The organism is Brevundimonas sp. 'scallop' (genome assembly GCF_011045535.1).
GTDB classification, from domain to species: Bacteria; Pseudomonadota; Alphaproteobacteria; order Caulobacterales; family Caulobacteraceae; genus Brevundimonas; species Brevundimonas vesicularis.
Map to the genome: position 1 here is coordinate 2,295,289 of NZ_CP039382.1, position 23,125 is coordinate 2,318,413.

At 67.5% G+C, this 23,125-nt stretch carries 19 protein-coding genes and 1 tRNA gene; 11 read left to right on the plus strand and 9 right to left on the minus strand.

What is annotated here, in order from left to right; translation table 11 throughout:
• The first annotated feature begins 30 nt into the window (after positions 1–30).
• On the plus strand, positions 31–2,460 hold the full coding sequence (locus tag E4341_RS11530) for a PAS domain-containing protein (protein WP_165117395.1): 2,430 nt from the start codon (positions 31–33) through the stop codon (positions 2,458–2,460).
• Positions 2,461–2,505: 45 nt separating this feature from the next.
• Here the strand turns inward: E4341_RS11530 and E4341_RS11535 are convergent.
• A tRNA-Lys gene (locus E4341_RS11535) sits at positions 2,506–2,582 on the minus strand.
• Positions 2,583–2,670: 88 nt separating this feature from the next.
• On the opposite strand from E4341_RS11535, the gene E4341_RS11540 reads away from it, so the two are divergent.
• The 4 genes from E4341_RS11540 (at position 2,671) to E4341_RS11555 (ending at position 10,166) form a co-directional block, all read left to right on the plus strand.
• Positions 2,671–3,759, plus strand: coding sequence for a CaiB/BaiF CoA-transferase family protein (locus E4341_RS11540; protein ID WP_205751283.1), 1,089 nt, complete (start codon positions 2,671–2,673; stop codon positions 3,757–3,759).
• 73 nt (positions 3,760–3,832) lie between these two features.
• A complete protein-coding gene (locus tag E4341_RS11545; RefSeq protein WP_165117399.1) occupies positions 3,833–4,096 on the plus strand; it encodes a hypothetical protein in 264 nt (87 codons plus the stop codon).
• A 44-nt stretch (positions 4,097–4,140) separates the two neighbouring features.
• Positions 4,141–5,931 carry an autotransporter assembly complex family protein gene (locus E4341_RS11550; protein ID WP_165117401.1) on the plus strand — a complete coding sequence of 597 codons (1,791 nt, stop codon included), beginning with the start codon at positions 4,141–4,143 and terminating at the stop codon, positions 5,929–5,931.
• On the plus strand, positions 5,928–10,166 hold the full coding sequence (locus E4341_RS11555; RefSeq protein WP_165117403.1) for a translocation/assembly module TamB domain-containing protein: 4,239 nt from the start codon (positions 5,928–5,930) through the stop codon (positions 10,164–10,166). Before E4341_RS11550 ends, E4341_RS11555 begins: the two co-directional genes overlap by 4 nt.
• A 21-nt stretch (positions 10,167–10,187) precedes the next feature.
• Here E4341_RS11555 and arsC read toward each other — a convergent pair whose 3' ends face one another.
• Together arsC and E4341_RS11565 are read right to left on the minus strand one after the other, a co-directional pair.
• Positions 10,188–10,529: an arsenate reductase (glutaredoxin) gene (gene arsC / locus E4341_RS11560; protein ID WP_165117405.1), complete on the minus strand. Its 342-nt coding sequence runs from the start codon at positions 10,527–10,529 to the stop codon at positions 10,188–10,190.
• Positions 10,529–11,071 carry a hypothetical protein gene (locus tag E4341_RS11565; protein ID WP_165117407.1) on the minus strand — a complete coding sequence of 181 codons (543 nt, stop codon included), beginning with the start codon at positions 11,069–11,071 and terminating at the stop codon, positions 10,529–10,531. Before E4341_RS11565 ends, arsC begins: the two co-directional genes overlap by 1 nt.
• Positions 11,072–11,166: 95 nt before the next feature.
• Here E4341_RS11565 and E4341_RS11570 point away from each other — a divergent pair, with 95 nt between their 5' ends.
• From E4341_RS11570 to E4341_RS11590, 5 genes are read left to right on the plus strand one after another with little or no spacing between them, the layout of a single operon-like run.
• Complete coding sequence (locus E4341_RS11570) at positions 11,167–12,417, plus strand: hydrolase (RefSeq protein WP_165117409.1); 1,251 nt, start codon at positions 11,167–11,169, stop codon at positions 12,415–12,417.
• A 1-nt stretch (position 12,418) separates the two neighbouring features.
• A complete protein-coding gene (locus tag E4341_RS11575) occupies positions 12,419–13,426 on the plus strand; it encodes an arginine N-succinyltransferase (protein ID WP_165117411.1) in 1,008 nt (335 codons plus the stop codon).
• Positions 13,423–14,838 (plus strand): succinylglutamate-semialdehyde dehydrogenase, encoded by a 1,416-nt coding sequence (gene astD, locus E4341_RS11580; protein ID WP_165117413.1) that lies wholly within the window; start codon positions 13,423–13,425, stop codon positions 14,836–14,838. The genes E4341_RS11575 and astD overlap by 4 nt, the downstream gene beginning before the upstream one ends.
• On the plus strand, positions 14,835–16,172 hold the full coding sequence (gene astB / locus E4341_RS11585) for an N-succinylarginine dihydrolase (protein WP_165117415.1): 1,338 nt from the start codon (positions 14,835–14,837) through the stop codon (positions 16,170–16,172). Before astD ends, astB begins: the two co-directional genes overlap by 4 nt.
• 10 nt (positions 16,173–16,182) lie before the next feature.
• On the plus strand, positions 16,183–17,466 hold the full coding sequence (locus E4341_RS11590) for an MFS transporter (protein WP_205751439.1): 1,284 nt from the start codon (positions 16,183–16,185) through the stop codon (positions 17,464–17,466).
• A gap of 6 nt (positions 17,467–17,472) precedes the next feature.
• Here E4341_RS11590 and phhA read toward each other — a convergent pair whose 3' ends face one another.
• Positions 17,473–18,348, minus strand: coding sequence for a phenylalanine 4-monooxygenase (phhA, locus tag E4341_RS11595; protein ID WP_165117419.1), 876 nt, complete (start codon positions 18,346–18,348; stop codon positions 17,473–17,475).
• A gap of 55 nt (positions 18,349–18,403) precedes the next feature.
• Positions 18,404–18,712: a heat shock protein HspQ gene (gene hspQ, locus E4341_RS11600; RefSeq protein ID WP_017504111.1), complete on the minus strand. Its 309-nt coding sequence runs from the start codon at positions 18,710–18,712 to the stop codon at positions 18,404–18,406.
• A gap of 145 nt (positions 18,713–18,857) precedes the next feature.
• Between hspQ and E4341_RS11605 the strand changes: the two genes are divergently transcribed.
• Complete coding sequence (locus E4341_RS11605; RefSeq protein WP_165117421.1) at positions 18,858–19,958, plus strand: Ppx/GppA phosphatase family protein; 1,101 nt, start codon at positions 18,858–18,860, stop codon at positions 19,956–19,958.
• On the opposite strand, the gene E4341_RS11610 is transcribed toward E4341_RS11605, so the two are convergent.
• Genes E4341_RS11610 through E4341_RS11625 form a run of 4 tightly spaced genes read right to left on the minus strand, consistent with a single transcriptional unit; the run spans position 19,959 to position 23,116 of the window.
• Positions 19,959–20,834 carry a peptidylprolyl isomerase gene (locus E4341_RS11610; protein WP_205751284.1) on the minus strand — a complete coding sequence of 292 codons (876 nt, stop codon included), beginning with the start codon at positions 20,832–20,834 and terminating at the stop codon, positions 19,959–19,961.
• Positions 20,835–20,860: 26 nt separating this feature from the next.
• A complete protein-coding gene (locus tag E4341_RS11615; protein WP_165117423.1) occupies positions 20,861–21,724 on the minus strand; it encodes a peptidylprolyl isomerase in 864 nt (287 codons plus the stop codon).
• Positions 21,725–21,737: 13 nt separating this feature from the next.
• Entirely contained in the window at positions 21,738–22,223 is a 486-nt protein-coding gene (coaD, locus tag E4341_RS11620) for a pantetheine-phosphate adenylyltransferase (RefSeq protein WP_017504115.1), read from the minus strand.
• A 53-nt stretch (positions 22,224–22,276) separates the two neighbouring features.
• Complete coding sequence (locus tag E4341_RS11625) at positions 22,277–23,116, minus strand: aminotransferase class IV (RefSeq protein WP_165117425.1); 840 nt, start codon at positions 23,114–23,116, stop codon at positions 22,277–22,279.
• Positions 23,117–23,125 lie beyond the last annotated feature (9 nt).

A 23,125-nucleotide genomic window follows, 5' to 3' on the forward strand; every position in this document is an offset into this window, starting at 1 on the left:
GTCACTTTGACCGGTCGTTGGAGTTCGGTCGTGCCTTACATCGCCAAGAGCCTGGAAGCCCTGGACGCCCCCGCTGGTCCGTTCCAACGCCTTACGGAACTGGCCTGCACTGTTTTCGATGCGCCCGCCGCCGTCGTCACCCTGGTCAGCGGCGACAACGCCGTCCTCTGGTGCAGCGATCGTGAACTTGTTCGAAGCCTGCCGCGCGAACGCACCCTCGGCGACCGTCTGCAGCGCCAGGGCAAAGGGGCCGTCCTGGTGGTCGAAGACGGTCTGGCGGACCCCGCAGCGCGCAATCATTTTCTGGTGGCGGCCCCCTATAATCTGCGTTTCTACGCCGGCGTGACGATCTGCGGCCCGGACGGTCGGCCGCTGGGCGCGTTCGGCGTCATGGATCGCCAACCTCGCCCTCACCCTTCCGACGCCCAGATCGCGACGCTGCGAACCTTGGGCGCCATGGCCGAAGACATCATCGCGTCGCTGGAAGTCGGTCGCGTCAGCGATGAGCGCCACGGCACGCTGGAGCTGATCGAAAACATGGCCGGCGTCGGTCATTGGCGGTTGGAGCTGGCCAGCGGCAAGGTCCACTGGTCCGACGAAGTGTTCCGCATCCACGGTCTGGATCGCAAGACCTTCGATCCGCAGGTCGATTCGGCCATCGACCGCTATCATCCCGACGATAGGCCCGGATTGTTGGCGGCGATCGCGCATTCGGCCGAAACTGGCGATGGCTACAAAATGCGTCTTCGGTTGATCCGCGCCGATGGCGAGGAGCGTGCGGTTCTGACCCAGGCGCGCGCCGAACGTGACGACGCCGGGGTCGTGAAGGTCCTTTACGGCGTGTTTCAGGACATCACGGACCAGCAGGCCCAGATCGCCCGCGCTCAGCGTGACGAGGCGCGCTATCGGCTGTTAGCCGAAAACGTAGGCGATGTGATCACCCGCGTTCGCCCGGACGGCACCAGCAAGTACATCTCGCCGGCGATCGAAAGCCTGCTCGGCTGGACCACCGAAGAGATGAACGGCCGGCCAATGGACTATGTCCATCCCGACGATCGGGAAATGGTGACCCGGGCCGTGCTGGGCACCATCCACACCAAAGAGCCGTGCCGGCTGGAGCACCGCGCCCTTCATCGAGACGGTTCGATCGTCTGGGTCGAATGCACCTTCCGCGCCCTCGCTGCCGAAACGGGCAAGCCGTCGGAGGTGGTGGTGGTCATCCGTGATATGACGGATCGCAAGATCCTGGCCGACGAACTGGTCACCGCGCGCGACCGGGCGGAGGCGGCGGCGGCCGCCAAGAGCGAGTTCCTGGCGAACATGAGCCACGAACTGCGCACGCCTCTGACCAGCGTCATCGGCTTTTCCAACCTGCTGAAGGCCAGCGAGGCCTTGCCCGAGGCCGAGAAGGGCTATGTCGCGCGCATCGCCACGGCTAGCGAGGCCCTGCTGTCGGTCATCAACGACGTGCTGGACTATTCCAAGCTCGAAGCTGGCATGATCGAGCTGGAACCCCAGCGGTTCGATCCAGCCGCCCTGGCGCACGAGACAGTCCAGATGATGGAGGCCCAGTGTCTGGCCAAAGGTCTGGCGCTGCACGTCAACTTGTCGCCGGACATGCCGGATCGCCTGATGGGCGACCAGGCCCGTCTTCGACAGATCCTGCTCAACCTGCTGGGCAATGCGGTGAAGTTCACCAGCCAGGGCTCGGTCAGCCTGTCGGTCGGCGGGGCCTTGGAGGCGAACGGCGCATGGCGTCTGACGGCCGAGGTGACCGATACCGGCATCGGCATGAGCCCTCAGACCCAAGCCCATCTGTTCGAACGCTTCTCGCAGGCGGATCGGTCGACGACCCGGCTCTACGGGGGCACCGGCCTTGGGCTGGCGATCTCGCGGCGGCTGGCGCGGGCGATGGACGGCGATATCGTCGTCACGAGCCAGCCCGGCCTGGGATCGACGTTCAAGGTGACTGTCCCCCTGCACATCGCCGAGGGCGGATTGGAGGCCGAAGGGCCGTGCCTCAGCGTCATGCCCGAGGGCCGCGTGCTGATCGCCGACGACGCCCCAGCCAACCGCGAACTGATCAGCGTCATCCTTGTCGGCATGGGACTGGAGGTCGCCACCGCCACCGATGGAGCCGAGGCGGTGCATGCGGTGCAGTCCGAAGTCTACGATCTCGTCCTGATGGATATGCAGATGCCGGTCATGGACGGCCTGACAGCGACGCGCGAGATTCGCCGTATCGAGCAGGGCGGCGGACGCCGACTGCCGATCATCGCCCTGTCCGCCAATGTTCAGCCGGATCAGATCCAGTTGTGTCGCGACGCCGGCATGGACGACCACCTGGCCAAGCCGCTGCAGTTGCCCGCCCTGGTCGCCACCCTATCGAAGTATCTCGACAAATCGAACGCTCCGATCGCGTCAGATACGACTGCGCCCGGTCGTTTCGCGACGCACTGAAGGCAAGGCCCAGACAGCAAAAAGCCCGCCGAAGCGGGCTTTAAATGGTACGTCCTCTCGGGCTCGAACCGAGGACCCTCTGATTAAAAGTCAGATGCTCTAACCAACTGAGCTAAGGACGCACCGCGCGACGTCCGGGCTGGCCCGAACCGTCGAAGGGCGCCTTCTGTTGTAATCCGGCCTTCCGGTCAAGACCCGGTCTGCTACTCATTGGGCATGAAACCGTTAAATGGCGTCCGCATCATCGAATTCGACGGCTTGGGGCCGGTCACCTTCGCCGGAATGATGCTGGCGGACCTGGGGGCGGAGGTGGTGCGGCTGACGCGCGACGCCTCGGCCGGACCGGCGATCTTCGACGAGGTCGGAGGCGAGGTCCTGCACCGGGGAAGAGCGGCCGTTCCGGTCGATCTGAAATCACCGGCCGATCGTGAGCGCATCCTGCAACTGATCGATGGGGCCGACGCGGTGATCGAAGGCTTTCGGCCCGGCGTTATGGAGCGGCTGGGCTATGGCCCCGACGTTGTCCAGGCGCGAAAGCCCGCGCTGGTGTTCGGACGTGTGACCGGATGGGGCCAGACGGGGCCGCTGGCGAATGCGGTCGGGCATGATCTGAACTACATCGGCCTGTCTGGTGTGTTGCATGCCATGGGCGAGGCGGATCGTCCGCCCTCCCCACCGTTGAATCTGGTCGGAGATTACGGCGGCGGGGCCATGCTGCTGGTGGTCGGGGTGCTGGCCGCGCTGGTGGAGGCCAGGACGACGGGCCAGGGACGCGTGGTGGACGCCGCCATGACGGACGGGGCGGCCCTGCTGGGCGGTCTGTTCCAGGCCTTGCGGGGTCGGGGGCTGTGGAGCGACCGGCGCGGATCCAACCTGCTGGACGGGGGCGCGCCCTTTTATCGCTGCTATGTATGTCGCGACGGCGGGTTCGTGGCGGTGGCGGCGCTGGAGCCGCGATTCTACGCCGCGCTGCTGGCCGGCCTGGAGATCGATCCGGCCGACGCGGTTCAATACGACATAGCCGCCTGGCCAGCCCTGCAAGCGCGGCTTGCGGCCTTGTTCGCAAGCAGAGACCGCGACGACTGGAGCGCTCATTTCGCCGGGACGGAAGCCTGTGTCACCCCCGTGCTGACCCTGGCCGAGGCGCCGGATCATCCGCACAATCAGGCGCGTGGAACATTCAACAGCGGCCTGCCCCAGCCGGCGCCCCGGTTCGACGGGACGGTTGTTGCACCCGCCCCCAGGTCCGAACTGACTTTGGATCAAATGGTCACAAAATGGTCCGATCACGCCGGATGACCGACGCAGATTTCGGCGCTAAGGGAACAGCTTAGCGCGACAGGTGTTTTGTCGGCGGAGACCGGGGACTTTCATGACACGCTCGATTTTTGTCTTGGCCGCCGCCGCTAGCGTGCTCGCGCTGTCGGCCTGCGACGACCGTCCTTCGCGCTCGGACGACGACTATCGCGAGATGCCCGTCGAGGCGGCGCCCCCGCCGGTCAAGGAAGAAGCCCCCCCGCCTGCACCAGAGGTGCAGGACCCGACGCCCACGCCTCCGCCGTCGACGACGCTTCCGCCTGAGGAACGCACGTCGGAACAGTCAGTCCAGCCCGAGAGTGAGACGCTATTCTACTGACGAACAGGTATGCCGGGGGGCGTCCTTTTGACGAAAGATCGAGTTTGACGTTCAGGCCTACCCTGCTGGTCGCCCTCGCGGCGTTTTCGGCCTGCGCCCATGCAGCGGCGGCGGAACCCCGCGCGCAAATCCGGGGCGACATGGACGGCGATCTGCGGCGGGCGCTGGAGCGGGCCGTGGGCGAGGTTGACGGCGCGCCGGCCAGCCGCTTCGAGGCGCGTCGTCGCGCCGAGAGCGCCGTGACCTCGGCGACCGCCCTGCTGCGATCCGAAGGCTACTATCAACCGGTCGTCGAAGACATCGTCGAGGGCGAGGAGACGCCGATCGCAGTGGTCTCGGTCGAACCGGGGCGCCGCTTCCTGCTGACCGATCCGACGATCCAGTGGGCCGATCCCGCGCCTGAGGCCGAGGCGGGGGACAAGGCCAAAGACGCCATTGCCCTGAAGGCCGGCGATCCAGGTAGAGCGGCAGACGTCATATCCGGCGAAGGTCGGGCCGTGGCGGCGCTGGTGCGTGACGGCTATGCCGACGCAAAGGCCAATCCGCGTCGTGTCGTTGTGGATCACGCGGCCTTCACTGTCGCGCCCGAGTATCGCATCGCCTCCGGCGCGCTGGTGCGTCTGGACGGCGTGCGCCTGACCAGTCAGGGGCGAACCAATCCCGCCTGGGTCGCGGGCCTGGCGCCGTGGAACGAGGGCGATCGCTACGATCCCGAGATGGTCGCGGAGCTAGAACGCCGGCTGCTGGACACCGGCGTCTATGACGGCGTCAGCGTCGCGTTGTCGCCGCTGGACCAGATTACCGCCGACGGTCATCGCCCCGTGGTGGTCAGCCTGCAAGACCGCCCCCGTCGCGTGCTGGAAGCCGGCGCCACCTGGTCGACGGCGGAGGGCGCGGGCGTGGACGTGATCCAGACCCGCTACAACCGCTTCGGCCGCGCGGACACGCTGAGGCTGGAAGCGCGGCTGGCAGACATCGACAGCCGGATCGGCGCCGACCTGTCACTGCCCCACTGGCGTCGGCCCGGCCGGACGCTGAAGCTGGGCGCGGCGGTCGTCAACGAGGACACCGACGCCTATCTGCGCACCGCCGTGGTTCTGTACGCCGACCTGCAACAGCGGATCGGCAAGACCTCCTATTTCAACTACGGGATCGGGCTGGACGCCGGGCGCTACAGCGAGACCCGCTACGACTTCACCACCCTGCCGCCGCAGCGCGTGACATTCGACCGCGATCTAGCGATCATCACCGCGCGGACCAGCGCCTATATCGACCGCTCCAATGATCCGCTGAACCCGACCAAGGGCTGGCGGGTCAATCTGGCGGTTCAGCCGACGGCGGTGACCGGCGAGAGCAACATCCTGTTCCTGCGCACCGAAACGCAAGGCACCGCCTATTTCCCCGTCGCGGGTGATCGCACCATCCTGGCCGGGCGCATGAAGATCGGCTCCATCGTCGGCGGCAGCGAGCTGAACGTGCCGGCCGACCGTCTGTTCTATTCCGGCGGCGGAGGTTCGGTGCGGGGCTATTCGTACCAGAACGTCAATCCGCAGCTGCCAGACGGCACGCCGCGGGGCGGTCTGTCGCTGTTCGAATCCTCGTTCGAGGTGCGCCAGTCGATCGGTCAGAGTTTCCAGGCCGTCGCCTTCGTCGACGCCGGGTCCGTGGGCTTCCAGGAGACGCCGAACCTGACCAACATGCGCTACGGCGCGGGCGTGGGCGTGCGCTACATGCTGCCGTTCGGGCCGATCCGGGCGGATGTCGCCATGCCGCTCAACAAGCGTGAGGGCGACTCGGCCTTCCAAATCTACATCAGCATCGGGCAGGCGTTTTGACCGATACACCGCCCGAAGCCACGCCTGAAGACGCGACGACGCCGGCCAAGGCTTCGCGGCCTGCAAAACCGCGTCGCGGGCTGATCAGACGCATCGCCCTGGGCGCGGGCGTCGTGCTGGCCGGACTGCTGGTGCTAATCGCCGCCGCCCTGGTCGGAGGGCGTTACTACATCGCCTCGGACGGCGGTCGCGACATGGTGCTGCAACGGCTTCAGGACCTGAAGATCAGCCGCTACGGCCGGCTGAAGGTCTATGGGCTGAAGGGCGATCTGCTCAGCGACTTCACCATCGATCGCATCACATTGGCCGACAGTCAGGGCATCTGGCTGGAGGCGAACAACCTCAGCATGGACTGGTCGTATCTGGCCCTGCTGGGCCGCAGTTTCCATGCGAACGACATCAAGGCCGAGACCATTCGCGTCCTACGCCGTCCTGTGGTCGAGCCGCCCACTGGCGAACCGCCCAGCCCTCAGCCGATCTCGGTCCGCATCGACAAGTTCGCGGCCAACATCGAACTGATGGAAGGTTTTTCCAAGGAATACGGCCGTTGGAGCCTGTCGGGGAACGCCAGCCTGCCGCGCGCCGGGGCCAAGAGCGCGACGATCAACGCCGACAGCCTGAACCGGCCGGGCGACTTCCTGCGTCTGGCGGCGACCTTCGGCGGCAAGCTGGAAGACACGCGCCTGAATCTGCGCGCCAATGAGGCTCAGGGCGGACCGCTGGCGGGGGCCTTGGGCTATTCGCCGGATCAGCCCTTCTCGGCGGTTGCGGTTCTGAACGCCGACGTCGTCAATGCGCGGGTTCAGACGGGACAGTTGGTCCCCCTGATCGTCCAGGGCCATTTCGGCGACAAGGGCTCTCGCGTCGCGGGCTTCGCCGACTTCAGCAACTCGGACCTGCTGGCGCCCTTCGTCACCAAGATCGGCCGCACCGCGCGGTTCGGCTTCGCCATGGTCCCGACGCCGGACAAGGCGAGCCAAGGCGTGGCGTGGAAGCTGATTTCCGACAACGTCCAGTCCGAGGCGCGCGGCCTGATCCGCAACTCCGACCGCAGCTCACCGGACGGAATCAGCCTCAATATTCAGACGGCCTCGTTGAGCCGGCTGGTCGGGTCCGATGTGGCGGGACCAGCGGCCTATTCCGGCCTGTTCAAGGGTGACGCCCAGACCTGGACGCTCGATGGCCAGGTCACCCTGCTGAACGCCAATGTCGCCAGCTATCGCGCCACGCGCATCGCCGGACCGCTGAACGTCGCGGTCAAGAACGGCCGGATTGATCTCGACGGCGACATTCGCGCGAACGGCGGATCGGGCGAAGGCATCATCGGCGGCCTCTTGGGTCCCGCCCCGCGCGTGCAGATGAAGGCGGCGCGGATGAAGGACGGGGCCATCCTGCTGACCAAGGTCGATCTGCAGGGCCAAGGCCTGACGCTGAACGGTTCGGGCTCGCGCAATCTGCTGGGCGGGATGAACTTCCGCGGCGAGGCGCAACTGACCGACGCCAGACGGGTGCTGCCCGACGCGCGCGGCGCCTTCGGCGGCCCCATCCGGGCCTCGTCGGCGCGGGCCGGCGCGCCGTGGGTGCTGAACTTCGACGGACGGGGCCGCAATCTGACGGTGGGTCTGGACGAGCTGGATCGCCTGCTCGGCAAGACCCCGCGCCTGCAACTGGCCGGCAAACTGAACGGCGGACGCATCGAGGTCGAGCGCGGCGAACTGACCGGCGCGGCCGGGCGCGCGGGGGCCAAGGGCATCATCGAAACCGCCGGCAAGCTGAGGCTGGCGCTGGACTGGAACGCGCGTGGCCCGTTCGCGGCCGGGCCGGTCGAGATCGGCGGCGACATGAACGGACGCGGCGCCCTGACCGGCACACTGGCCCAGCCGCGCGTCGATCTGACCGCTGGCTTCCAGCAGGTGACGGCCGGCGCGCTTACGCTGAACAACGCCGACCTGACGCTGAGCTTCCGCAAGGGCGCGGATGCGTCGGACGGCCGGATTTCGGTGATCAGCGGCTCGAACTATGGGCCGGCGCGCGCCTCGGGCAACTTCTTCCTGGGCGGCAAGCGCATTCGGCTCAGCGATCTGGACGTGGACGCCGGCGGCGTGACGGCCAGGGGCGCCATCGCCCTGTCCGACAGCATTCCCTCCAGCGCGGATCTGACCTTCTCGGCGCGCGCAGGGGCCTTCCTGGCTTCGGGCGAAGCCAACGGACGAGTGCGGCTGACCGACGGCGGCGGATTGGACAGCGCCATTCTGGACGTCAGCGGTCGCAATGTCCGGCTGGCGGGTCAGAGCTGGATCATTCGCAAGCTGGATCTGGACGGGCGCGGCACGCTGAACAACCTGCCCTTCACCCTGGCGCTGGACGTGGGCGGCCCCAACCCGGCCCAGTTCAACGGCACGGGCGTCTATTCGCGGCAGAACACGACCCACGGTCTGACGCTGCGCGGCGGCGGACGGGTGCGCGAGGTGGCGTTCACGACCCGCAGCCCGGCCTCGATCACTCTGAACGGGGCCACGCGCACGGCGCATCTGGATCTGGGCGTGGGCGGCGGCGTGCTGCTGGCCGACCTGCGTCAGGATGCGCGCGGCGCCGCGATCCAGGCCGACCTGACGCGGGTCGATCTGGGCTCCATCTCGCCCGAACTGCGCGGCAGCGTGACGGGTCAGGTCGCCCTGCGCGGCGCCGGCGGCGATCTGTCGGGCACGGCCAATATCGCGCTTCAAAATGTGCGCAGCATCGACGCGCCGCGCGGCCTGGCCGTTGATGGACGGGTGGACGCGACCCTGGCGGGCGACCGGCTGAGCATCAAGGCGACGGCCGTCGACGAGGGCGCGGTTCAGGCCTCGGCTGACGTCGTCCTGCCGGTCGAGACCTCGGCCGCGCCGCTGCGCCTCGCCATCGCCCGGACGCGCGAGATGTCGGGCCGGGTGTCGATCAACGGTCAGATCCAGCCGATCTGGGACCTGTTCCTGGGCGGCGACCGCAGCCTGGCGGGCCAGGTGGCCGGTCAGGCGACGATCGGCGGGACGCTGAACGCGCCGCGCCTGAATGGCCGGTTTGATCTGAGCCAAGGCTCCTATCGCGAGAATGCGGTCGGTCTGGTGCTCAGCGACCTCACGCTGCGGACCCGGTTCGACGACACAGCCGCCCAGATCGAGACCTTCACGGCCAACGACGGCAAGGGCGGAACGGTGTCCGGCCAGGGCCGCATCGGTCTGCGTCAAGGCTCCGGATCGAACGCGCAACTGATGCTGAACCGCTTCCGGGTCATCGACAACGATATCGCCGAGGCGCGCGCCTCGGGCCCGATCACCATCGTTCGCGGCGCCGACGGCAATATCCAGCTGGGCGGCCGCATCGACATCGACGAGGCCAAGATCGAACCGGAACTGCCCGGCGCGACCGGCATCGTCTCGATGGATGTGGTCGAGATCAACCGTCCCGGCGGCGATCCGGAGGAGACCGAGCAGAAGGCGCGCGGACCGCAGATCGGCATGGACATCGTCCTGCGATCCAGCGGCGGCAAGGTGCGGGTCAACGGTCGCGGCCTGAACGTGATCCTGGACGTGAACGCCCGGGTGCGCGGCACCATCGCCCAGCCGCAGCTGACCGGCACGGCCAATGTGGTGCGCGGGGATTATGAGTTCGCGGGCAAGCGGTTCGTGTTCGACGACACCGGACGCGTCACCCTGTCGACCGATCCCAAGCAGATCCGTCTGAACCTGGCGGCGACGCGTGAGGACGCGGCCCTGACCGCCTCGATCAACGTCACCGGAACGGCCGCCGAGCCGAAGATCGCCCTGACCTCCACCCCGTCCCTGCCCCAGGACGAAATCCTGTCGCAAGTGCTGTTCGGACGGTCCGCGTCGCAGCTGTCGGCCTTCGAGGCGGCGCAGTTGGCGGCCGGGGTCGCGGCCCTGGCGGGCGGCGGCGGGTTCGACGTGATCGGCAACCTGCGCGAACTGGCGGGGCTGGATCGGCTGTCCTTCGGCGGCGACGCGTCAGCGGTCACGGTTGCAGGCGGTCGCTACATCACCGACGACGTCTATCTGGAGGTCATCGGCGGCGGTCAGAATGGTGCGGCGGTCAAGGTCGAATGGCAGCCTCGGCGCAACGTCGCCATCGCCTCGCAGTTCGGCGGCCAGGGCCAGACCAGCCTGTCGATCCGCTGGCGTCACGAAAGCCGCGAGGCGGGCGACCGTCGTCCGAACCGGGGCGGCCGGAACCGCTAGGCCGCCCCGTCGGATCTGTCGCTAGAGAACCTCCAGCACCCGCTCGACGGGTCGGCCGATGACGGCGCCTTTGTCGGTCTCGACCATCGGACGTTCGATCAGGATCGGCTGAGCGATCGCTGCAGCCAATACGGCTTCGTCATCCGCGCCGGTGTCCAGCAGAACCTTGGCGTCGGCCTCCTTCCTGCGGAGCAGACCAGACAAGCCGAGGCCGGTTCTGGACGCCAATCGCTCCAGCGTCTCGCGGTCCCATCCGGTCTGCAGATATTCGACGACCGTCGGCTCGACGCCTTGCTCGCGCAGCAGGGCGAGGGCGTTGCGCGACGTGCTGCATTTCGGGTTGTGGTAGAGGACGACCGACATCACGCCTCCTGCTTCAGGCGATGCAGCAGCATGGCGCCCTGCAGCGACGCGACATAGATCACGCCCGACACGATCATGGCGGGCCAGGTCGTCAGGTTGATCCACAGCGGCAGGTCCGGCGACGGCAGGGTCCCCAGCAGCCGCATCCCAAGATTGGCCACCACGCTGTAGGCGATCAGCGCCAGCATGATGATCGGGATGGCGCGCGTCATCATGCGCCACTGAACCACCGCCACGACGCCGTAGAACAGGACGGAGAAGATCGCGCCCGAGGCGATGGCGAAGGGCCACATGACCTTCATCATCTCCTGCTGCATGGCCAACTGATCGGCCGACAGACCCATCTTGGCGTACTCCGCGCTCATCGCCGTCTCGAACCAGCCCGAAGTGAACATCCACCAGGTCGGGATCAGGCCGACGATCAGGGCTATGACCAGGCCGATCACCATGGCGCGCGCCGAACGCTGGGCCTCGGCCATGCCGCGCGGCAGCTTCAGCGGGTTCATGGCGCGGAGCCAGAGATCGATCTTGTTGCGTGTCATGGGGCCTTCGCTTCGAGCGGAACCTAGCGGTGATCGGCGATGACTTACAGGCCCCGACCTTCACCTTTGGGGTCGAGGCGTCTAGGGTCCGGCCGATGCGGATTCTGACCTCGGACCAGGCCGTCCTCGACCACGTCGCCGCGCGACGCGAGACGATCATCGGCCGCACCATCGATTGGGCGAACATCAACTCCGGCAGCCGCAACGCCGCCGGACTGAATGCTGTGCTGGATGTTCTGGAAGCGGCGGCGGGCGCCTTGGCCGCCACCGTCGAACGCCTCCCGACGCAGGGTTCAACCACCGTCGCCGACGACGGATCGGTGCGGACCGAGGCCCATGCCGACGCCTTGAAGATCACCGCCCGGCCGGATGCGCCGATCCAGGTCGTGCTGACCGGCCACTATGACACCGTCTTCCCCGCCGACAGCCGGTTCCAGACCGTGACCACGCGGGCCGACGGCGCCCTGAACGGGCCGGGCGTCGCCGACATGAAGGGCGGGATCAGCGTGCTTCTGGCCGCGCTGGAGGCGTTCGAGACCCATTCAGACAAACACGGCGTCGGCTGGACCGTGCTGCTGAGCCCCGACGAAGAAATCGGCTCGCCGGCGTCCGCCCCGCTGCTGGCCGAACTGGGCGCGCGCGGCCATGTCGGCCTGACCTACGAGCCGGCGCTCGCGGACGGCACGCTGGCGGGCGCGCGAAAGGGCAGCGGCAACTATCATCTGATCGTGACCGGCCGCGCCGCCCACGCCGGCCGCGCCTTCGACGAAGGCCGCAATGCGGTAGCCGGCGCCGCCATCATCGCAGCCGCCCTGCACGGACTGAACGGTCAGCACGAGGGCGTCACCGTCAACGTCGCCAAGATTTCGGGCGGGGGCGCGTTGAACGTCGTCGCCGACAACGCCGTGGTGCGGTTCAACGTCCGGGTGCCGGACAAGGCCGCCGCCGACTGGATCGACGCATCCGTGCGGGCCATCGCCGCGACGCCGCCGTTCGAGGGCCTGACGCTGGATCTGCACGGTGGCTTCACCCGTGCGCCCAAACCTATGGACGCCGCCCAGACCGCCCTGTTCGAAGCGGTCAAGGAAGCCGGCGCCCTGCTGGGCCAACCCATCGCCTGGAAACCGTCGGGCGGAGTGTGCGAGGGCAACAATCTGCACGCCGCCGGCCTGCCCAATATCGACACCCTGGGGGTGCGCGGCGGCGACATCCATTCGGATCAGGAGTTTGCTTGGCCCGACAGCTTCGTCGAACGCGCCCAGCTGAGCGCCCTGATCCTGTGCAAGATCGCATCGGGTGAAATCGATGCGGCCGAACTGAAATCCCTGCGGATGGAAACCCTGTAGAATGCTTGTCGTCCGTCCCGCCGGCCCCGCCGACCTCGATCATCTGCTGGAACTGGCTATCCTGTCCGGCCCCGGCTTCACCAGCCTGCCTGAGGACCCCGACGCCCTGGCCGATCGGCTGGAGCTGAGCCAGGCGAGCTTCGAAGGTCGCGTGCCCTGGCAAGAGGCTTGGTACACCCTGATGCTGGAAGACGGCGACACGGGGGACATCGACGGCGTCGGCTCGGTCAAGGCGACGGTGGGGCTGAAACGCCCCTTCTTCTCGTTCCGCGTCGTCAACAACACCGTCCAGTCGCCCTCGCTGGGGGTGAAGCTGGATCATCAGACGCTGGTTCTGGTCAATGAATGCACGGGTTGGACCGAGGTCGGTTCGCTGTTTCTGAAGGCGGATCGGAGAAAGGGCGGCGCGGGCCGTCTGCTCAGCCAGTCGCGATATATGCTGATCGGCGCCCAGCCCGAGCTGTTCGCCGACAACGTGTTGGCGGAGTTGCGCGGGGTCTTCACGCCCGACGGGGCCTGCCCTTTCTGGGACCATGTGGCGCACAAGTTCTTCCCGATGGAGTTCGACCACGCCGACCGGATGACCGGCTCGACGGACAAGCAGTTCATCCTCGACCTGGCGCCGCGCCACCCGATCTATACCGAGTTGCTGCCCGAACCGGCCCGCGCGGTGATCGGCAAGGTCCATCCGCAAGGCGTGCCGGCCATGGCTCTGCTGGAAAGCGAGGGCTTCCGGCCCAATGGCCTGGTCGACATCTTCGACGCCGGTCCGACCGTCGCCTGCGGCCGTGACAATATCCGGACCGTGCGCGATGCCCGGCGCCTGATGGTCCAGATCGTCGAGGGCATTGAGGCCGAATTGCCGGCCCTGATCTCGACCGACAGCGTCGCCGCCTTCCGCGCCGTTCGCGCCAAGGCCGACATCGATGGCGACGCCGTTCGCCTGACCGCCGAAACCGCCGCCTCGCTCAAGGTGCGCAGCGGAGACACTGTGCGAGTAAAATCATGACCTGTTTCACCTCCACCGATCCCGCCACCGAAGCGACCAACTGGGAGGGCGAGGCCGCCAGCCCGGCTCAGGTTCAGGCCGCCGTCGACGCCGCCCGCACCGCCTTCCCCGCTTGGGCCGATGCGCCGCGCGCCGACCGTATCGAGGGCGTAAAACGCTATCAGGCCGTCCTGAAAGACCGCGCGCCCCAGATCGCAGAGGCCATTGCGCGCGAGACCGGCAAGCCGCTGTGGGAGACCAAGACCGAGGCCGCCGCCATGATCGGCAAGGTGGACATCTCGATCCGCGCCTATGACGAGCGCACCGGCGAACGGACCAGCGACACGGCGTTCGGCCGCGCGACCCTGCGGCACCGTCCGCACGGCGTGGCGGCGGTGCTTGGCCCGTTCAACTTCCCCGGCCATCTGCCGAACGGCCATATCGTCCCCGCCCTGCTGGCGGGCGACACGGTCGTCTTCAAGCCGTCGGAAGAAACGCCCCTGGTCGGTCAGGTGATGGCCGAAGCCTTCGCCGCCGCCGATCTGCCCACCGGCGTGGTCAATGTGGTCCAGGGGGGGCGCGAGACGGGCGCGGCCCTGCTGGACGCCGGTATCGACGCCCTGATGTTCACCGGCTCGGGCGCGGCGGGCGCGCATTTCCGCAGGAAGTTCGCCGACGACCCTCATGTCATCCTGGCGCTGGAGCTGGGCGGCAATAACCCGCTGGTTGTGTGGGACGCAGCGGACGCCGAGGCCGTCGCGGGCATCGCAGTTCAATCCGCCTTCATCACCACCGGCCAGCGTTGCTCGTGCGCGCGTCGCCTGATCGTGCCGGAAGGACCGCAAGGCGATGCGATCATCGAAGCCATCGCCGCCCTGTCCGACCGGCTGATCTTCGGCCCGTGGGACAGCGATCCCGAACCCTATGCCGGGCCGCTGATCTCGGCGCGTGCGGCCGAGGCGGCGCTGAAGGCGTTGCAGGACAGGATCAACAGCGGGGCCAAAGTCATCCGCGCCTCTGGACCGGTCGCCAATCTGCCCGGCGCCTTCGTCAAGCCGGCCATTATCGACGTGACCGGGATCGACGTGCCGGACGAAGAGATGTTCGCCCCCTTCCTGTCGGTAACGCGCGTCGCCTCGTTCGACGCGGCGATCCAGGCGGCGAATGCGACCCGCTACGGCCTGTCCGCCGGTCTGGTCAGCGATGATCCGAAGAACTGGGACCACTTCATCCGCCGCATTCGCGCCGGCGTGGTCAACTTCAACCGCCCGACCACCGGCGCCGCCGGCGACATGCCGTTCGGCGGCCTGGGGGCCAGCGGCAACCACCGGCCCAGCGCCTATTACGCCGCCGACTATTGCGCCTATCCGGTCGCCAGTTTCGAGGCCGACGCCGTCGCCAACATCGAAGGCGAGATCAAGGGATTGCGATGATCAGCGCTGTCGAGGCCAACGCCGATGGTCTGATCGGGCCGACCCATTCCTACGCCGGTCTGTCGCCAGGCAACCTGGCGTCCAGCCTGAACAAGGGCGAGGCGTCCAATCCCCGCGCGGCCGTGCTTCAGGGCCTCGACAAGATGAAGACCCTGGCGGACCTGGGCCTGCCCCAGTTCGTCCTGCCGCCGCATGAGCGACCGAATATCCCCTTCCTACGGACCCTGGGGTTCATCGGCTCGGACGCCCAGGTCCTGGAGCGGGCCTGGCGGAGCGCGCCGTCGTTCGCCGCCGCCGCCTGTTCGGCCTCGCCGATGTGGGCCGCCAACGCCGCGACCGTAACGCCCAGCGCCGACGCCGCGGACGGCCGGGTGCATTTCACGCCGGCCAATCTGCACACCAATCTGCACCGCAGCTTGGAGCACCGGCAAACGAAGCGCGCCTTGGACGCCCTGTTTCCCGACGCCAGCCGGTTCGCCGTCCATGACGCCCTGTCCGCGGTCGCGCATCTGGCCGACGAGGGCGCCGCAAACCACGTTCGCCTGTGCGCCCAACATGGTGGTCGCGGCGTCAATCTGCTGGTCTGGGGTCGCGAGGCGTTCGAGCCGTGGGACGGCCCCTTCCCCGCCCGCCAGACGCGCGAAGCGTCGGAAGCCATCGTGCGCCGCCACGAAGCCGGACGGCCGATCCTGGCCCAGCAATCCCGCGCCGCCATCGCCGGCGGCGCCTTCCACAACGACGTGGTCTGCGTCGGGGCGCTGGAAACCCTGTTCTTCCACGAGTTGGCGTTCGAGGACACGGCCGCAACCCAGGCCGCCATCCGCCGCGCGGCCGATGGTCTGTTCGAGCCGATCTTCGTCGAGGTCTCCTCCGCCGACCTGCCGTTGGCCGATGCGATTTCGAGCTATCTGTTCAACTCCATGCTGATCCAGGTTCCGGGCGAGGATCGCCTGACCCTGATCTGTCCGACCGAGACCCGCGACAACCCGCGCAGCCATGCGGTGGCGCAAGCCTTGGCCGCCTCCAACGGTCCGATCGGCAAGGTGCAGTATGTCGACGTGCGCCAGTCGATGCGCAATGGCGGCGGACCGGCTTGCCTGCGCCTGCGTGTCGTGCTGACCGAGGCCGAACTGGCTGCGACCAACCCGGCCATGCGCCTGAGCGACGATCTGCATGCACGTCTGTCGGACTGGGCCGGGCGCTGGTACCGCGATGAACTGCGCCCCGCCGATCTGGCCGATCCTCACCTGCTCACGGAAAGCCGCAGCGCGCTGGACGAGTTGACGACGATCCTGAACCTCGGAACCGACTTCTACCCCTTCCAGAGAGGCTGATCCGGCCATGATGACCGCAGCGCCCATGAGCCCCGCCCGCCGATTGAGAAATATCGTCGGCGGATCGGCCGGCAATCTGGTGGAGTGGTTCGACTGGTACGCCTATGCGGCCTTCACCCTGTATTTCGCGCCGGTCTTCTTCCCCAGCGAAGACCCGACGGCGCAACTGCTGAGCGCCGCCGCCGTCTTTGCGGTGGGCTTTTTGATGCGGCCTATCGGGGCATGGATCATGGGGGTCTATGCCGACCGAAAGGGTCGCAAGGCGGGGCTGACCCTTTCGGTGACCCTGATGTGCACGGGTTCACTGATCATCGGCGTGACGCCCGGCTATGCTTCCATCGGCCTGGCGGCGCCGGCGCTGCTGCTGTTCGCGCGGCTGTTGCAGGGGCTGAGCGTCGGCGGAGAATACGGATCCAGCGCCACCTATCTGTCCGAAATGGCCGAGCCGCATCGCCGAGGCTTCTGGTCCAGCTTCCAGTACGTCACCCTGATCTCGGGTCAATTGATCGCCCTGCTGCTGTTGATCGTGCTGCAGAACACGCTGAGCGAGACGGCGCTGGCCTCGTGGGGCTGGCGCATTCCCTTCTTCGTCGGCGCGGGCCTGGCGGTCGTCGTCTTCTGGCTGCGTCGCCGGCTGGACGAGACGCATAAGGCGACCGAGGCCAAGGACGCCCCTAAATCCAGCGCTGTGCAGTTGATCCTGAAACACCCGAAAGAGGCGTTGATGGTGCTGGGCCTGACGGCCGGCGGCACCTTGGCCTTCTACACCTACACGACCTACCTCCAGAAGTTCCTGGTCAACACGAGCGGGTTTTCCAAGAACACGGCGACTGAAATCAGCGCGGCGGCCTTGTTCATCTTCATGCTGCTTCAGCCGGCGGTCGGCGCGCTTTCCGACAGGGTGGGACGGCGTCCCGTGATGATCGCTTTCGGCGTGCTGGGGGTGTTGTGCACTGTGCCGATCATGACAACCCTATCGACGGTCGAGAGCCCGTTTATCGCCTTCCTCTTGGCGCTGGCCGGGCTGGTGATCGTGTCGGGCTACACCGCGATCAATGCGGTGGTGAAGGCCGAGCTGTTTCCCGCCCACATCCGCGCCCTCGGCGTCGCGCTGCCCTACGCCATTGCCAATGCGGTGTTCGGAGGCACGGCAGAATATGTGGCGCTGTGGCTGAAGGGCGCGGGCGTCGAGAGCGTCTTCTTCTGGTACGTAACCGGGATGATCGGGCTGTCGCTGCTGACCTTCATCCGCATGCGCGAAACCAAGCACAACAGCCTGATCACGCACACCTGACGGCGATCACGCCGCGAACCGCCCGCCGCGCTGGGCGTAGGCCTGGGTGCCGCGCGTGAAGACTTTATCGGACGGCAGAACGGTCTCGATCGGCAGGTCGTCCTGGCCCTTCAGCGCCGCATAGACAGGGCCGAAGTCCTTGAGCGTCTCGTCCTTCAGGGACTCGATGCTGTCGATGACGAAATAGACCTGCTGGAAGTCGTCGATCCGGTACAGGGTGCGCATCACCCGCTCCAGGTCGAAGCCCAGGCGGTTGGGCGACGGGTCGTCCAGCGCAAAGACACTCTCGGTCGCCGAGGAGACGATGCCGGCGCCGTAGATGCGCAGGCCGTCGGTGTCCTTCATCAGGCCGAACTCGACCGTGTACCAGTACAGGCGCGCCAGGTTGGGCAGCATGCCCAGGCCGGCCGCGCGCTGACCGCCCTTGCCATAGGCCTCCATATAGGCGGCGAAATCGGGGTCGGTCAGCATCGGCACATGGCCGAAGACGTCGTGGAAGATGTCGGGTTCCTGGAGGTAATCCAGTTGGTCCGGCTTCCTGATGAACTGGCCCGAGACGAAGCGGCGGTTGGCCAGGTGGTCGAAGAAAACCTCGTCCGGCACCAAACCGGGCACGCAGACGACGGTCCAGCCCGTCAGGGCCTGAAGCTTGGGATTGATCACGTCGAAGTCTGGAATGCCGCCCGCGTTCAGATCAAGCGCGTCCAGTCCCCGCATGAAGGCGTCGCAGGCGCGACCGGGCAGGATCTTCATCTGCCGGGCGTAAAGCGTGTCCCAGGTCTGGTGCTCGACCTCGGTATAGGCGGCCCAGTTCTGGGGAATGGTCCAGTCGGCGGCCGCGCCCTCGGGCGGCTTTTCGAAGACGTGTTCGAAGTCGGACATGGCGTATTCCTCTTTTGCCGCCATCCTAGCCCGGAGCCGCCATGGCTTCCAACCGTCAGTGCAGACGTTCATCCAGCGGTGCGTGGTGGCCCATGCCGTCGGTGGTGAACCACCGCTCGGCGTCGTCGGGCAGCAGCACGGAATCGCCGTCTTCCAAAGCGCCTTCGGCGGCGTAGGCGACAAAGCCGCCGTCCTCGCCCAAGGCGAAGACGCGGTAGAAGGGCTGGTCCGGTCTGACCAAGCCGCTTTCACCGGCCGGTCCCTCATAGGCGTGATCCACATCCATCACGACGCCACGAAAGGCATCGTCGCGGTGGCGGACAATCTGGCCGATGGCGAAACGTGCGGTCTGAATGCGGGTCATCGCACTTCATACGATTCAGCGCATGACCCTAATGCCTGCCGGTCTGTTCATCTTCCTGACAGAATGGCTTGGCGCGGACGATCTTGACGGGTTAGGCTGACCAAGACGGGCGCCGCTTTGGACCGCCCACAACGGATGACGGCCCATGCCGGAGACCCACGGCGCGCCCCGACGGCGCGACGAGCGGTCCCAGCCTTCCCGTTCGCGGGATGCGTCGGGTCGAGATGCGCCGCTGTATGGCGCGCTCGATCTGGGGACCAACAATTGCCGGCTGCTGATCGCGCGGCCGTCACGCGAAGGCTTTCGCGTGGTCGACAGCTTCAGCCGCATCGTGCGGCTGGGCGAAGGGCTGTCGCGGACGGGCCTTTTGGACCCGCGCGCCATGGACCGGGCGTATGACGCCCTGGCCCTGTGCGCCGAGCGGATCGTGCGTAAGGGCGTCGATTCGGCGCGACTGAGCGCCGTCGCCACCCAGGCCTGCCGCGCGGCCGAGAACGGCGCCGACTTCATAGACCGTGTACGCAAGGGCACGGGCCTGCGCCTGCGGATCATCGATCCCGCCGAAGAGGCGCGGCTGGCGGTCGAGGGATGCCTGAACCTGATCGACCCCAAGGCCGAGGCGGTGCTGGTCATCGATGTCGGCGGCGGCTCGACCGAGATGTCGTGGCTGAAACGCAGCGGAACCGACTGGACGACCACCGCCTGGATGTCGGCGCCGGTGGGGGTCGTGACCTTGGCCGAGCGGCATCCCGAGCCGCCGAACTCCGGCGAGGCCTGGTACGAGGCGATGGTCGCCGACATGGGGGCGGCCATTGCAGCGGGTGGGATCGTCGACGAACCGATGCTGGACCTGTTCCGGCAGAACCGGGCGCATCTGGTCGGCACATCGGGCGCGATCACCAGCCTGGCCGGCATTCACCTGAATCTGCCGCGCTACAATCGCGACCGGGTCGATGGCTTGTGGATGACGCGCGCCGACTGCGAGGCGGCGGCGGATCGCCTGAAGGCCTTGGGCCCGGACGGCCGGGCGCGCGAGGCCTGCATCGGTCCCGATCGGGCTGACCTCGTTTTGGCGGGCGCCGCCATCCTGGAGGCGGTGCAGCGCGCCTGGCCGTCGGAACGGGTGCGGGTCGCGGATCGGGGCTTGCGCGAAGGCCTGCTGCTGCAACGAATGCGCGAAGACAAGAAGCCGCCGAGGGGACGGCGTCGTCGGCGCGGACGGGGGCGGCCGGCCTCCGCCGCCTGATCAGGCGGCGGGCGTGACGCGCACCGGCAGTTCGATGTCGCAGACCGAGAAATCCGCGCCACGCGCCTGACGCGCCTGCTGCGCCAGGGTCTGGAAGGTGGCGGAGTTGGTGTTCAGGACGGCCGCCGTCGGACGTTCGGCTTCGGGCAGATCCGACGCCACGCGAACGCGGGTCATCTGGTCCGGTCCCTGGACCAGACCATCCGGCGTGTCGCTGGCCTTCAGCGATCGCACGACGTCCAGGCCGGACACGACCCGGCCCCAGACGGTGTAGCGCTTGTCCAGGGCCGGATAGGCCTGACGCATCAGGAAGAACTGGCTGTTGGCGGTGTCGTTGCCCTCGTCTCGCGCCATGCCCGCGACGCCCGAGCAATACAGGGCCCAACCGTGGACCTTCTTGTCGCTGGTGCCGGACATCAGGGCGTCGGGCTGGGTCTGGACGGGGATGGAATCGACAAAGCCGACCAGGGCGCCGACCGGGGCCGCCACCGGAGTGAAGGCCATGTCCGCGCCACGGCGGAAGGTGAACTCGGCCTTCAGGTCGGGATACCAGCTCTGCCCCTCGCCCGTGCCCAGCGGATCGCCGGTCTGGGCCATGAACCAGTCGATCACCCGGTGCCAGACCAGGTTGTCGAAGAACCCGCGCGACGCCAGCAACTTGATGCGTTCGACATGGGCGGGCGCGATCTCGGGCGCCAGTTCGACCAGAACCCGCCCCTTGTTGGTGTCGATGACCAGCAGGTTCTCGGGCGCGATGGTCCTCCATTCACCGGGCGGCGGCGGAGGCGCGGGAACGGCGGTCGCGTCTTGCGCCAGGGCGGCGCCCGCCGTGGCAGCCAGCACGGCCGCCGCCATCGCCATCGTTCGTATCGTCATCGTCCCCTCCCTCGTTTGCGAAAGCCTCAGCCGCCTGTCACTTCGGCGACCGGCTGAACATCGCAGACGCTGAAGGCGGCGCCGCGCCCGGCGCGCGCCGTGGCGATCCGTTCTGCGAAGGCGGCGCTGCCGGCGTTCAGAACGCGCACGGTCGGACGTTCGGCTTCTGGCAGGGCCGAGGCCATGCGGACGCGGGTCATGGTGTCGGGATCGGTCACCTTGCCGTCCTCGGCGTCCGAACCCTTCTTCAGCTTGCCGACCACATCCAGGCCGGACACCACGCGGCCGAAGGCGGTGTAGATGCCGTCCAGCTGCTCGCGCGCACCCATCATCAGGAAGAATTGGCTGTTGGCGCTATCCGGCGAACCCGAGCGGGCCATGCCCAGCACGCCGGGACAGAACAGGCCGTGGGCGTCGACCTTGAAGTCGGCGGTGATCATCATTTGGGCGTCGGGTTGGGTCTGGACCGGCAGATCGCCGACCAGACCGCGCACGCCCGCGCCGACGCTGGGCACCGCGACGAAGCCGGCGCCGCGTCCACGACGGAAACTGAATTCGGCCTTCAGGTCCGGCAGCTCGCTGCCGCCCTCACCCGTGCCCTTCGGATCGCCGGTTTGCGCCATGAAATCAGGGATGACGCGATGGAACTTCAGACCATCGTAGAAGCCTTGGTTGGCCAGGATGCGGATGCGTTCCGCATGGTTGGGCGCGGCGAGGGGGATCAGTTCGACCAGCACCCGCCCCTTGGACGTATCGATAACCAGCAGGTTTTCCGGCGCGATGGCGCGCCAGTCGGACGCCGCCGGCGCCGTTTGCGCCACAGCCGGCGCCTGGGCCGCGCCAGCCGCGAGAAGAGCGGCGACAGTTGCTGCGATGATGGCCTTACGCATGGTCTTGTCTACCCTAACCGTTCTTGACCTTGGCCCGCACGCGCTCGGCGATGGCGGGGCTGACGAAACTGTCGATCGCGCCGTCCAGCCGGGCGATCTCCTTGACGAGCCGCGAGGCGATCGCCTGATGGCGCGGATCGGCCATCAGGAATACGGTCTCGATGTCCTGATTGAGGCGCTGGTTCATGGCCGTCATCTGGAACTCGTATTCAAAGTCGGCGACGGCGCGCAGACCCCGGATGATGACGCTGGCGTCCAGCTCTTCGGCGAAATGCATCAGCAGGGTCGAGAACGGCTGGACCACGATGTCGCCGCCGAGGGGCGCCATCTCGGCCTTCAGCATCTCGACCCGTTCGGCGGTCGAGAACAGCGGCCCCTTGTCGTCGTTCTGGGCGACGCCGATGACCAGTCGGTCCACCAGCTTCAGCGCACGCTTGATGATGTCGGTATGCCCGTTCGTCACCGGGTCGAAGGTGCCCGGATAAAGTCCGATGCGCATGCGTGTCTCCCCGGCCTGTCGCGTGGCGTCAGCGTCGTTTAGCAGGTGCGAAATCAGCGGCCTAGCCGGCTGACGCCTTCGTCATCGTCATGATCCAAGATGGGCTGGGCTGCCTGGACGCTCCAAGCCGCTTCGACCTTGGCGAGCAGGGCCGGGTCATTGGCGAAGGCGACATCGTCGATGACGGTGATCGGACAGACGGGCGTGGCGCTGTTGCACAGGAAGGCGCCGTCGAACGCGCCGACCTCGTCGAACCGAATTGGTCGCGTTTCACTGGTCAGCCCGACCTGGGGCAGCCCGCGCGCGATCAAGGCCTGGGTCACGCCCGCCAGCATCGGGGACTGCAGCCAGACGATCCGGTCGCCCTGGACAAAGCCGATGTTCCACAGCGTGCCTTCGGTGACCCGCCCTTCGCCATCGACAAACAGGGCGTCGTCAAAGCCGGCGGCGCGCGCGGCGCGGCGCGCGCGAATCAGGCCGAAGGTGGCGAGATGCTTCAGATGCGGCGCCTCGCGCTGATAGGGCATGGCGGTGATCCGCACCCGGTGCGCCAGCGGCGGCGGCGCTGGGGAGACACTGGTCATCACCTTCGGTCGGCCGACGTAGCTCGGGTCGCGATGACCGATGTCGGGCGAGAACAGGCTGACACGCAGCCAGCAGGCGTCTCGGCCGGCGACGGCCACCGCCATCAGACGCCGAAACTCCGCCTCGCCGGGGCTTTCGCCGAACAGTTCGACGGCGGCCTGCTCCAGACGGGCGAGGTGGAGGTCGAGGCCGCGCGCGGCGCCGTTCTCGACGCGGAAGGAGGTGTAGGCGCCGTAGTTCACCAAGGCCTGATGGGCCAGGTCGTCAGGCGTGGCGGGAAGGCCGTCGATCAGAATCGTCGCGCTCAAACGACCCTC